The following is a 12,521-nucleotide window of genomic DNA, read 5'->3' as shown; positions in this document are numbered from 1 at the left end:
ACTAGGAACCAACAACTGACAACAAATTAAGCAAAAAACAAATACGCCAACGCAATTGCAGTAATAACCCCGACCAAATCTGCCAGAAGCATAGCAATTACCGTATATCTCGTATTCTTCACAGCTACTGCACCAAAATATACTGCGATCACGTAGAATGTAGTATCTGAGCTTCCCTGAAGAACCGCTGCCAGTTTCCCCTGGAAGCTGTCTGCTCCAAATGTGGCCATAGTATCCACCATCATTCCTCTGGCTCCAGATCCTGAAAGAGGTTTGATCAGTGCAGTCGGAAGTCCGTCCACGAATCTTGGATCAAGGCCGGCGGTGTTGGCCATCCATTTCATTCCGTCGATAATTACATCAAAAACGCCCGAAGTTCTCAAAAGAGAAATCGCGATGAGCATTCCAACTAAATAAGGAATGATCTTAACGCAGGTCGTAAAGCCTTCTTTCGCACCCTCGATAAATGCATCAAAAACATTAATTTTTTTATAAACAGCCCCAAGAACAATTGCGAGGAAAATAAAGAGAATCAGTCCGTTACTTAATACTTTACTGAAAGTATCCAACTCATCTTTACTTAATTGAACTAAATAAACAACCAAAAGCGCAATAAGAGCTGAAATTCCACCCACATAAGCGATTACTACAGGACGAAGCAGATTGATCTTCTGGTACAGAGATACGATGATCATAGCAGCCATTGTTGCAGCAAAAGTGGCAATCATGCAAGGAAGGAAAATATCGGTGGGAGTTTTAGATCCCATGGTAGCCCGGATCGCGATAATAGAAACTGGAATTAATGTCATTCCTCCTGCATGGAGACACAGAAACATGATTTGTGAATTGCTGGCAGTGTCTTTATTAGGATTTAAAGTCTGAAGGCTTTCCATGGCTTTTAAGCCAAATGGGGTAGCTGCATTATCCAATCCCAGAAGATTGGCACTGAAATTCATCAGCATATGTCCGAATGCCGGATGGTTTTTAGGAATATCAGGAAATAGTTTTGAGAAAAAAGGCTGGATAAAGCGACTCAAAAGATTGATTCCGCCTGCTTTTTCAGCAATACTCATAAATCCCATAAAGAGAGTCATGATCCCAATAAGGCCGATACAGATCTTTACCGCTGTTTCGGAAGTTCCAATCACACCGTCTGCTTCCTGAACCCTGTAAACATTTACGTTCTGTTTTAAAGAATCTGTTTTATAATGAATCCTGCTGTCTGCAAAATCATTTTTTTTCATCAGACTGTCTCTGATAACGGGGATAAGCGTATTCATAGGCTGTGAAGCGATTTGAACGGTGTCACCACCTTTTCCAACCACCATATCATTGAAGATGTTTTTATAGTGACCAGACGAAACGTATTTTATACTGGCAATGGCAATGGCAATGATAATGAAAGCCGACCAAATTCTGCTGAGGACCATTCGATTAAATTAAAATTTAAGAAAAGATAATAAATAAAAAGGAAATTGAAGAAAAGATCTTTACAAACTCCGTTGATTTTTATGATTTATATTGAGATGCTTTAACTTCGCTCAGGATGGCGGGCAAGTTGTTCTGCTTCTTAAAAACAAATTGAAATGTAATGCTGAGCGAAATCGAGCGTTCTAAATATTAGTCATTTAAGTAAACCAGATATCCCTCAAAATCATCATCCAGGCTTTTCAAAACTTTTGCATCAGCCATCTTCTTTTCCAGGCTATCAATAAAAAAGCCTTTCTCAAAAAACTGCCGGTGGATTCCCGGAAGCAATTCCATGAAATAATCCATCCCGATTTTATTGTTATGAAGGTCCATTTTAGTTTCCAAAGGTTCATTGGGGAAAAGTTCCTCATGCATATCCGTTAATCTTTTGCAGAAATCCAATGCTTTTTGGGGTGAGGAAACCTTGCAGCAATACATCATGATGAAACAGCACCACAGCGCATGCCTGAAAGCATTTCCAATGCCATTATTTGAGGCTGTTGTGGGAAATTTTTTCTGTGCAATGGTAAAAGCTTGTACCGTGGCATGAAAGCTTAATAAAGCAAAAAGAGGATGTGGAAGAATAAGGGATAAAAGACGCATGATCTTTTTCAGACTCATGCTCCGGATGGTATTAAAAAATATCTTGAAAGTCCTCATAAATAAAATCTCTCCCTAATTAGAGAGAGACTGTATGTTGTTTGTTACAGATCTTAAGCGTTTACAGCTAATAAATTGACTGTTTTAGCTACCGTATCTTTAATTTCAGTTCTTTTTACGATAAAATCTACAAACCCTTTTTCCTGTAGGAATTCAGAGGTCTGGAAACCTTCAGGAAGGTCTCTTCCGATTGTTTCACGGATTACTCTCGGACCCGCAAACCCGATCAATGCTCCCGGTTCAGCCATAATAATATCAGCTGTCATAGCAAAAGAAGCCGTAATTCCTCCAAAAGTAGGATCACAAAGGTAAGCAATGTATAAAAGTCCTGCTTCAGAAAGCTGAGCCAGTTTAGCCTGTACTTTAGCAAGTTGCATCAGGGAGTATGTGGCTTCCTGCATTCTTGCTCCTCCGGACTGACAGATGATCATGTACGGAAGTTTATTGGCGATACAGTAATCTACTGCTCTTCTGATTTTTTCTCCCATTACAGAGCCCAAAGACCCACCAATAAAAGCAAAATCCATACAAGAAACTACCATTTCAGTTCCTTTTACGGTTCCTACAGCATTTCTGATAGAGTCTGTAAGTTTTGTTTTAGCTTTTACTTCTTTTAAGCGGTCTTTATAAGGTTTGGTATCCTTGAAATTTAAGATGTCAATACTTTCAACATTGGCATCCAATTCGGTGAACTTACCTTCGTCAAAAAGGATCTCAAAAAATTCCGCACTTCCTATTCTTACATGAAATCCGTCTTCAGGAGAAACGTAGCTGTTTCTTCTCAATTCATCATGTTCCACAATTTTTCCTGATGGAGTCTGATGCCAAAGGCCTTTGGGAACATCCTTTTTTTCATCAGTAGAGGTGGTAATGTTTTTTGCTTTTCTTTTAAACCAGTCGAATGCCATTTTGATTGTATTAATGTATCATGTAAAAGGTAAAATGTATAAAGACAAAAGCATTAAATCTACTTTGTACTTTATACATCCTACTTTTTACAAAAAATTATTTTAAAGTATTTACGTTATTTAAGTCTTCAAACGCTTTAACCAGTCTTGTAGAGAAAGTTTCTTCACCTTTTCTTACCCAAACTCTTGGATCGTAGAATTTTTTGTTTGGTTTCTCTTCTCCTTCAGGGTTTCCGATCTGAGCTCTTAAATAATCAATATTGTTAACCATATAATCTCTAACCCCTTCCGTATAAGCGAACTGAAGGTCAGTATCGATATTCATTTTAATTACTCCGTAGTCGATAGCCTCTCTGATCTCTTCTAAAGTAGATCCTGAACCTCCGTGGAATACAAAGTTTACCGGCTTGTCAGTTGTTCCGAATTTCTCCTGAACGAATTTCTGAGAGTTGTCAAGAATTTTCGGGGTAAGAACCACATTTCCTGGCTTGTAAACTCCGTGCACGTTACCGAAAGCAGCAGCAATGGTAAAGTTTTCAGAAATAGCCTTTAATTTCTCGTACGTATATGCTACATCTTCCGGCTGAGTATATAATTTTGAGTTGTCAACGTCTGAATTGTCTACACCGTCTTCTTCTCCACCAGTAACCCCGATTTCTACTTCAAGAGTCATTTTAAGCTTAGCCATTCTTTCGAAATACTGAGATGAAATTTCAATGTTTTCTTCCAAAGGCTCTTCAGAAAGATCAAGCATGTGCGAAGAATAAAGAGATTTTCCGGTTTGTCTGAAGAATTCTTCGTTAGCATCCATCAATCCGTCGATCCAAGGCAATAATTTTTTAGCGCAGTGGTCCGTATGTAAAATAACAGTTGCTCCGTAAGCTTCTGCCAGCGTGTGGATATGTTTTGCTCCGGCAATAGCTCCTAAAATAGCTGATTTCTGTCCGTCATTGCTCAATCCTTTTCCTGCGTTGAACGCAGCTCCGCCATTTGAAAACTGGATAATTACAGGAGAGTTTAATTTCGCTGCAGTTTCCATAACAGCATTTACATTGCTTGAACCAATTACGTTTACTGCAGGCAGTGCAAATTTGTTTTCTTTGGCATACTGAAAAATATCAGTAACTAATTGACCTGTGGCAACTCCTGCCGGAAAAATTCTGCTCATGTTTTACTTTTTATTTTAAATTATTAGGCGTTTTTAAAATTCCTGTAAAGGTAATCATTTTTGAGGAATTACTAATTTCTTTTGTCTCTGCCCCAAAGCAGCTTCTGACGGATTGTTTCGTAGAAACTCAAATGGTTTGGCTGTACCAGAAGGATTTGAAAATTGGCCTTTTTGATGATGATTTCTTTGTCGGTTTCTATATGGACCAATCTGGAGTCCAGCGAAAGGGAATACTGAGGCACTCTGCTTTCCACTTTAAATTTTATTTCTACTTTGTCATTTACCACCAAAGGTCTCACATTCAGATTGTGGGGAGCAATAGGGGTAATGACGAAATTTTCGTTATTCGGAGAGATAATCGGTCCGCCACAGCTTAAAGAATAAGCTGTAGATCCTGTAGGCGTAGAAACGATAACACCATCACCCCAGAATACATTGAGGAATTCGTCATTGATATATGAATCTACCGTGATCATGGAGGTTGTTTCCTTTCTTGATATGGTAACGTCATTTAATGCATACGGAAAAAAATCACCGGATTTGGGAGAAACTACTTCGATAACGGCACGGCGGCTTGTTTTAACATCACCTTTTAAGATGGCATCAAGTTCTTTGAACGCTTCTTCTTTTGTAAAGCTGGCCAAGAATCCTAATCTTCCGGTATTTACTCCAACAATAGGGATTTCAAGATCTTCAATAAACGTTAATGAATTGACGATTGTACCGTCACCTCCAAAAGTAAAGAAAAGATCTACCTCCTTATCCAGCAGGTCCTGTTTGCTGTTGAAGGTTTCAAATATCTTTGAGAACTGAAGCGCTTCAGCCATTTCATCATACAGAACAGATTTTACGCCTCTGGTTTCAAGTTCTGAAATAAACTTGCTTAAATATAAAAAAGTATCGAGGTCTTTTTTCTGAGAATATATGGCTGCCTTCATGTTATATTTCTATGAATTTTTGGAAAAACCCAAATCTGTCCTTAAACAGATCTGATTTTTCATCAGAATAGTATTTTTCAACAATTCTATAATCGTACCGGTCAAAAGTAGCGTCTATTGAAGACAGGTTTTCATTGCTGATCTTAATGGTTACCTGAATCACCTCATCAGACATTAAAGTGATGAATCCGCCATAGAATTTCGAGTTGTTACTTTCTACAATATTGGCGATCTCCGTCATTGAATATTTCCTGGCCGGGGTTTCAATCGTAAGGATAGCTCCGGTCTCTGAAAACAACGGATAACGGGAAAGATTCTGGAAGATATCTTCACAGGTAATGTACCCAAGATACTTTTCATTTTTATTGATCACCGGAATTACATTGGCACTGAAAGTATAGAAGAGGCGGATGCTATCCATGATATTGTTATCTTCCAGGATGGCAAAACGCTCGATCTGATGCTCAAGGTCCTTTAGTATTCCATCACCTTCATAAAGGAAGTCCTCTGCGATGGCTCCGTAAAAGTGATGGGATTTTTTTATGAAAACATGGGAATAGCCAAAATCTTCTAACGTATTCCTTGCTGATTCTATTGAGTCAGTCAGGCTAAAACACGGAAAGTCTTTTGAGATATAATCCTTGATAAACATTGTGCTAATTTATAAAAAATTAAATGAAACTTTTTCTCAAAACATCACTTTTTTTCTGGAAAAACTAAAAAAATGATGTTAAAATTTGTTCGTAAAGAAAAAAAAGGTATCTTTGTCGCCTTTCATTTTTACTTTTTATTAGATTTATTTCAAACTGCACTGTCTTTTAAGGACATATGCAGTTTTTTTATTTTAGGGCTTTTGCAAACTCCCACATCACAATTCCTCCGCATACACTTACATTCAGAGAGTGCTTAGTTCCCAGCTGTGGAATTTCAAGAAATGTATCAATATTCGCAAGCGCTTCATCACTTATCCCTTCCACTTCGTTTCCTAAGATCAGCGCATATTTTTTTGATTTGTCAATGCTGAAATCTGTGATCATAACGCTGTCTGTCGTCTGCTCGATCCCTATGATTTCATATCCTCGTCTTTTATAATCGTTAATCGCCGTGTTAATGTCATTTTCGTGGAGCCAGTCCACACTTTCTGTAGCTCCAAGTGCAGCTTTGTGAATCTCACGGTGCGGTGGCTGTGGCGTAATGCCGCAAAGGATTATTTTTTCGATCAGAAAAGCATCTGCCGTTCTGAAGGATGCCCCTACATTGTGCATGCTTCTTAGATTGTCTAAAATAATGACCAATGGAATTTTCTCAACCTTCTTAAATGTTTCTATATCTATTCGGTTAAGTTCTTCCAGTTTTAATTTCTGTACCAATTGTTTTTATTTTGTTGAGATTAATTTTCCGTCTCTGTAGATCTCTGTTTTTTCAACGCTTCCGTCTTCACGGTAATGAACCCGGGTTCCGTTCCATTTATCGTTGGCAAATTCTGTTTCACGCTGCAGTTTTCCCGATGGATAAAATGATTTCCATTTTCCTACAGCAAGTCCGTTCTCATACTGACCGATCTGTTTTACGGATTTTCCGTTTTCGTAGAAAACTTTGCTTTCACCGTGTAATTTAGCAAATTTATAATTGGAAATTTCCGCCACGACTCCTGAAGGGGTGTAGAAAGTAGCTGTAAAGCTATTATCATAAATGTTTTTGTCACCATTTCTGAAGACTTCTTTTGAAGTAAGAACGCCGTTTTTATCATAATAGGCCCATTCTTTTATCTTGTAGTCTTTCTTGTATTCTCCTTTAGCCTGAACTTTTCCGTTGTCGTGGTAATAAATGGCATCGCCATCAACTTTCCCCTTCTTCCATTCAAGGATTTGCTTTACCTGCCCGTTATCATAAAAAGCCTTGCACGATCCTTCCTGAAGTCCGTCTTTGAATCCACATGGTTTCTGTGCTGTTAACCACGATGATACGGTCATTAGCAATAGAAAAAAGTATTTCATAGATATTTTTATTTCAAAAATAGCAAAATACTTATATTTGAGTTAAAATATTAACATGAAAAAAATATCCACTTTACTGCTGTTGGTATTCGCCTTTCTGTTTTCATGGGCACAGAACACCTACTATCCGCAGGCTTTTTTTGATAAAAAGTTAGCCAGGGAGATGCTTAGCTTTGGAAATTCTACGATAGAAGGAGTGGCTTCCACAAAGCAGAAAAACAACTGGGGAATCAAACCCTTACTTGGGACAAAGCATTATGCACCTAAAGGAACCGTAGTGATGCTTTTTCCTGTGACACCTTATTTTGAGGAGTTTTACAGCATGAGAAGAAAGTATGAGAATAAGAAAACAACGGTCTATATGTCCGAAGATGCCTTTAAATATAGGCTGGAAGCTTTAACGGACGATCACGGGAGGTTTAAGTTTGAAAAATTAAAACCCGGAAAATATTACCTGGAAACGATTGTTAATTTTACAGCAACGGCAAGCTATCAGGAGCAGACAGGAAGATCAGATGCCTATAATGCCTACGGCGGGTATCTGTATTCTACTCCTATATACCAGACCTTTTTTTACGGTTATTCTGCTGCGAACCGCGAAAGTAAATTTGTAGAAATAAAAGCAGACGGAGAAATTAAAGAAATCAACCTTTAAGGTTGATTTTACTTTTTCAGACCCATGATCTGGTGTACGCTCCTCTCAATATTTTGTGCCAATACTTCCATAGGAATATCATTTTCATCGTTATTGAAAGGGTCTTCAATTTCCTCAGCAATAAGCTCAAGACTCATCAGGACATAATAGACAAATACAGTAAGCGGGATCATCAGCAGTCCAATGGTAATCACATACGCAACAGGCAGTGCCAGGACATATAAGATGATAAATTTCTTAACGAACGAAGAATAAGAGTAGGGAATAGGGGTGTTTTTAATTCTCTCGCAGCCTCCACAGACATCCAGAAATCCGGAAAGCTGAGTGTCAAGATACAGCATTTCGATATCCGATATTTTTCCTTCTTTTTTCAGTTGATTTAGCTTATGAGTTAAAAGAATGACAATTTCACTGGGGCCATGATGCTTCAGGGAACTTTCAATTTCTGAATAATCTTCGTCTAAAGCCAATCTTGTAGATTCCTGGGAAAGATGCTTGGCCAGAAAATGTGGGAAGTATTTTAAATATCTTGAAATCTGTTCCGCGTCTTGCCGGTTGTCGCCCAAGATGGTATTGATCTTTACAGAAAAATTCCGGGTATCATTCACCAGCTTACCCCAAAGTTTCCTGCCTTCCCACCATCTGTCGTAAGCTGTATTTGTTCTGAAAACCAGCAGTAGCGACAATACAAAGCCTAGCAGGGAATGAATCATTCCAACATTGCTTACTCCTGATTTTGTAGTAAGATGAAGGTATTCTACTTCAAGATACTGAATTCCCCAGGAATAAAGCCCAACGAGGATCATCGTTGGAAAAAGGATCTTCATCGTATCGCTTTTATGCATACTGAAAAGAATCTTCAGGAAATGCTTGGTGTTGTAGGCTCTCATAAATACACTTAGTCTTACAAAGATAATTTTTTCATTTTATCCCTGCTTTATCATGAAGCTTAAAATAATTATTAAAAATAAAGCAAAAGGGCAAAAAGACAGATTGACCACAAATTTCTCAAATTTTCACAGATGATTGCGCATAGTTTTTTTTAACATTAAGATTTGTGAAGGAGATAAGGACAGTTAGGAGAAAATCTAAGATTTTTTAGCTCTGGTTATTAAAGCGAAGCTCAGCTTAATGATCTTAAAATCTTCACAGATCTTAATGTTTTAAATCCTGTTTATAAAAATCTCTGATTTTTAAACTTATGTGTACTTCTTATTCTCAATACTTTAAACTAAAAAAAACTAAAGTGTTTAAAAACTTTTGTCCTTTTGTTGTTTAAATCAGGGCCCAGAATTCCCGATACCATTTTTTAATTTTCACAGATTTCAAAAAAACACTATTTTTATTTCGCATTAAATAACAAACAAGATGGTCCTCGAAAACGTAGATGTAGTCAATGATATTAGTAAAGAAGATTTTCAGAAAAATTATTTCAAAAAGCATAAGCCGCTTTTGATCAAAAATTTTGCGGCCAGATGGGAAGCCTTTGACAAATGGAATCTTGCGTACATCCGTGAAAAGGCCGGTGATCAGATCGTGCCGTTGTATGATAATAAACCGGCTGATGCTTCTAAAAGTTCGGATGCTCCTGTGACGAATATGAAAATGAAGGACTATATTGACCGGATCAAAAGCGGACCTTCAGATCTGCGTATCTTTTTCTACATTATCACAGACAGGCTTCCGGAACTGCTGAAAAATTTCACGTATCCTGACCTTGGAATCAGGTTTTTTAAGCGGCTGCCAACTCTTTTCTTTGGTGGAAGTGAAGCTCATGTGCTGATGCATTATGATGTAGATCTGGGCGATTTTCTTCACATTCATTTCGAAGGTAAGAAAAGAATCCTGCTATTTGATCAAAAGCAATCTGCCTTTCTATATAAAGTGCCGCTCTCTGTTCATACAGTTTATGATATAGATTATGAAAATCCTGATTATGAAAAGTTTCCGGCGTTACAATATGCCAAAGGCTATGAAATTTTTATGGAGCATGGCGATGCGCTTTTCATTCCCGGGGCATTCTGGCATTTCAACAGGTACCTGGAACCGGGATTTTCTATGTCGCTCAGGGCTCTTCCCAATAAGCCGAATGTTTTTGCCAATATGATGTACCATGTTTTTATCATGAGATATACAGATAAGCTTCTTCGTAAGCTGTTTAAAGCTAAGTGGGTGAATTACAAGCAGAAATGGGCTTATGAAAAGGGGACGGAAGCTTTTGAAAAGAAAAGGAAATAGTCTTGAAGGTTGAAGAGGGAAGCAGGAGGTTAATGTATCTCCTTATATTTCCTGTGACGGTTATAATTGAAAGTCAATTAGGAAAGTCAAACGTTTTAAAAAAATTAATTAAAAAATATTCATTGGTTCTGTAGAACTTCAGAAACTTCCATCTTCCCTCTTATTTATTAATAAGACCGAAGATTTTGGCATCTACAAACCTTCCTTTTTCAAAAAAGTAATCACGGAGAGTTCCCTCATCTTTAAAATTTAAAGAATGTAAAAGCTTTTCGGAAGAAATGTTGGAAGGATCTATGAATGCATCTACACGGTGCAGCCTCATGCTTTCAAAGCCAAAAGTAAGAATAGAAAGAATAGCTTCTTTCATATAGGAGTTTCTCCAGAATTTAGGATTCAGCTCATATCCGATCTCAGCACGGAAATGTTCAGGGTACCAGTTGTGATAACCGCATGTTCCAATAACTTTCTTGTCAGATTTTAATTCCAGTGCCCACCGGAAGCCTTTTCCTTTTTCAAATTCATTATTAAAATGTCTGATAATATTTTGAGCATCTCCCAGTGTTTTAAAGGTTTCAAGATCATAATATTCCATGACTTCATCCAGGGAAAAATATTCGAACAGGTCTTCTGCATCATCAGGAGCCAGCTGTCTTAAAAGAAGTCTTTCAGTTTCTAAAACAGGGTAGATCATAGAGTTTATTTTACTGAAAAATACAACAAATATTTTATTCTGAACATATAATACAGCTTTTGATCCCCATAGCGAGATTAATTTCATCACAATTTCCAATCCTGAATTTATTTTATTTAAATTGGGGGCTCATTTTTTATTATGGCAAAAACGAAGAAGGAAACCCCGCTTATGACGCAGTATTAAATAGGAATTAGCTTATTATTACAACAAATGCACGATTGTGAAAGACTTTGATCTTTTTTCCAAATTAGAAGAAAATTATCCGAAAATTTGTATTTTTACAAAAAACACTATGAAAAAAATTTATCTTTTCTTTATTCTTTTTTTATTATCTGCATCCCTTTTAAAGGCACAGACTATAGCATGGTATAAAGATTTACCAACGATTCCGGGTTTTCCTTATGCTGGTGGAGTTGTAACAGCCACAGACTCATCTGATAATATATATGTAGGATGGACCATTCACCGTACTTCTCCTGATCAAATATTATTATGTGTTGCAAAATATAATTCAGCAGGAGAATTAGACCCTACATTTGGAAATGGGGGCTTTACTAATTTTAGTCCTCTTTCAAATAACAGTGCCACTATTGTAGGCTTAAAAGTGCAAGCAGGTGGTAAAACAGTATTGTTTACGCGAGATGGGACGGCTTTAAGACTGAATTCTGACGGAACCCAGGATACAAGCTTTGGTTATAATGGGATTAAACAGATATTCGAAGGAGTACAATACTATTATAGAACTATAAATGTATACGAATACGACAATCACTCTTTCATTACCAACAGTTATAAAGATATTTTTAACAATTATAAAGCTGAGATTGTTTGTTTAGATCAAAATCTTAATGTGGATCCCGCTTATCTCAACCAAGGACATTTGGATGTCATTCCGGCTTTTAACGTTCCATCAATTTATAAATTTGCTATAAACGGATTATATTTTTATAATAATAAGATACTAGTCAATACTGGTACAACTTATTCTTATCCATATATTTCTGAATATGATTTACAGACAGGAGTGAAGAATCTAAATTATGGGAATAATGGAGACTCTGGAGCTTATGGCCTAGTTTCTACTGTACAATATGGAAAAGCACTTACTGTTAGTATGCATCTGATAGGACTAAGCAACCGTCCTTTGGTAGTTAAAAGGTATTTGCCTGATATGCAGGTAGATCCCTCTTTTTCTATGACTTCACCATCGGGAGTACAATTTCAGCCTGATAACAGGACATATACTCTGCCCAATAATCAAATCTTAATATCAACAACTGTAGATATTTCACAAAGTTCAGATCGTAGAGTATTACTTTGCTTAAACCCCAATGGAGATCGAGATATTGGTTTTGGAGGAATGGTTATTAATCCTTATTCTACGGCTTATGGTGTGTTTGATGTATCATCTGCTATTGACATAAAAAACCCCAACTGGTATATTCATGATAATTATTTACTAGGGGTAACATCAAGACGTATAGCTAAAATTTTATATAATACCACTACGCTTTCATCAGTTGAAACAGAAAAGCCGTCTGCAAAAGTTGAGCTGGTACCTAATCCTGTTTCCGATAAAGCACAATTAATGATGAGCCAGGTAAAAGATAAACCCTCTGCAGCCATTTACAGTGCAGATGGAAGGAAAATATCAGAAATTATCATTACTCAAAGAAATACAGAATTAGATTTTTCTTTACTGCCTTCCGGAAACTATATTATCAAAATTCAAAGTAAGGATAGGAAAGAGACATTGAAGTTTATAAAGAAATAAATTTTATATTTTCAGCACT

At 37.0% G+C, this 12,521-nt stretch carries 13 protein-coding genes; 3 read left to right on the top strand and 10 right to left on the bottom strand.

What is annotated here, in order from left to right; all coding sequences use genetic code 11:
* Positions 1-26: 26 nt before the first annotated feature.
* The 8 genes from DRF60_RS01925 to DRF60_RS01890 form a co-directional block, all read right to left on the bottom strand.
* A complete protein-coding gene (locus DRF60_RS01925; protein ID WP_116010428.1) occupies positions 27-1,430 on the bottom strand; it encodes a nucleoside recognition domain-containing protein in 1,404 nt (467 codons plus the stop codon).
* 190 nt (positions 1,431-1,620) lie between these two features.
* Positions 1,621-2,130 (bottom strand): DUF6973 domain-containing protein, encoded by a 510-nt coding sequence (locus DRF60_RS01920; protein WP_116010427.1) that lies wholly within the window; start codon positions 2,128-2,130, stop codon positions 1,621-1,623.
* 53 nt (positions 2,131-2,183) lie between these two features.
* Positions 2,184-3,038 carry an acetyl-CoA carboxylase, carboxyltransferase subunit beta gene (gene accD / locus DRF60_RS01915; RefSeq protein WP_116010426.1) on the bottom strand — a complete coding sequence of 285 codons (855 nt, stop codon included), beginning with the start codon at positions 3,036-3,038 and terminating at the stop codon, positions 2,184-2,186.
* Positions 3,039-3,135: 97 nt separating this feature from the next.
* The gene (gene fbaA, locus DRF60_RS01910; RefSeq protein ID WP_116010425.1) at positions 3,136-4,206 is read right to left on the bottom strand and encodes a class II fructose-bisphosphate aldolase; all 1,071 of its coding nucleotides are present in this window, start codon (positions 4,204-4,206) and stop codon (positions 3,136-3,138) included.
* 71 nt (positions 4,207-4,277) lie between these two features.
* On the bottom strand, positions 4,278-5,144 hold the full coding sequence (locus DRF60_RS01905; protein ID WP_116010424.1) for an NAD kinase: 867 nt from the start codon (positions 5,142-5,144) through the stop codon (positions 4,278-4,280).
* Position 5,145: 1 nt separating this feature from the next.
* Positions 5,146-5,796 carry a CBS domain-containing protein gene (locus DRF60_RS01900; RefSeq protein ID WP_116010423.1) on the bottom strand — a complete coding sequence of 217 codons (651 nt, stop codon included), beginning with the start codon at positions 5,794-5,796 and terminating at the stop codon, positions 5,146-5,148.
* Positions 5,797-5,983: 187 nt separating this feature from the next.
* Positions 5,984-6,514 (bottom strand): RNA methyltransferase, encoded by a 531-nt coding sequence (locus DRF60_RS01895; RefSeq protein WP_116010422.1) that lies wholly within the window; start codon positions 6,512-6,514, stop codon positions 5,984-5,986.
* A 6-nt stretch (positions 6,515-6,520) separates the two neighbouring features.
* The gene (locus DRF60_RS01890) at positions 6,521-7,141 is read right to left on the bottom strand and encodes a toxin-antitoxin system YwqK family antitoxin (RefSeq protein WP_116010421.1); all 621 of its coding nucleotides are present in this window, start codon (positions 7,139-7,141) and stop codon (positions 6,521-6,523) included.
* A 55-nt stretch (positions 7,142-7,196) separates the two neighbouring features.
* On the opposite strand from DRF60_RS01890, the gene DRF60_RS01885 reads away from it, so the two are divergent.
* Positions 7,197-7,796: a hypothetical protein gene (locus DRF60_RS01885; RefSeq protein ID WP_116010420.1), complete on the top strand. Its 600-nt coding sequence runs from the start codon at positions 7,197-7,199 to the stop codon at positions 7,794-7,796.
* 8 nt (positions 7,797-7,804) lie between these two features.
* Here DRF60_RS01885 and DRF60_RS01880 read toward each other — a convergent pair whose 3' ends face one another.
* Positions 7,805-8,686, bottom strand: a complete 882-nt coding sequence (locus tag DRF60_RS01880; protein ID WP_116010419.1) for a bestrophin family protein — start codon at positions 8,684-8,686, stop codon at positions 7,805-7,807.
* 478 nt (positions 8,687-9,164) lie between these two features.
* Between DRF60_RS01880 and DRF60_RS01875 the strand changes: the two genes are divergently transcribed.
* A complete protein-coding gene (locus DRF60_RS01875; RefSeq protein ID WP_116010418.1) occupies positions 9,165-10,034 on the top strand; it encodes a cupin-like domain-containing protein in 870 nt (289 codons plus the stop codon).
* A 160-nt stretch (positions 10,035-10,194) separates the two neighbouring features.
* Here DRF60_RS01875 and DRF60_RS01870 read toward each other — a convergent pair whose 3' ends face one another.
* Positions 10,195-10,725, bottom strand: coding sequence for a GNAT family N-acetyltransferase (locus DRF60_RS01870; RefSeq protein ID WP_116010538.1), 531 nt, complete (start codon positions 10,723-10,725; stop codon positions 10,195-10,197).
* 223 nt (positions 10,726-10,948) lie between these two features.
* Here DRF60_RS01870 and DRF60_RS01865 point away from each other — a divergent pair, with 223 nt between their 5' ends.
* Positions 10,949-12,502 carry a T9SS type A sorting domain-containing protein gene (locus DRF60_RS01865; protein ID WP_116010417.1) on the top strand — a complete coding sequence of 518 codons (1,554 nt, stop codon included), beginning with the start codon at positions 10,949-10,951 and terminating at the stop codon, positions 12,500-12,502.
* The last annotated feature ends 19 nt before the right edge of the window (positions 12,503-12,521 follow it).

This window comes from Chryseobacterium elymi (genome assembly GCF_003385495.1).
Classification (GTDB): Bacteria; Bacteroidota; Bacteroidia; order Flavobacteriales; family Weeksellaceae; genus Chryseobacterium; species Chryseobacterium elymi.
Note: the sequence above shows the minus strand (reverse complement) of the source record. Positions and strands in the feature narration are given on the sequence as shown.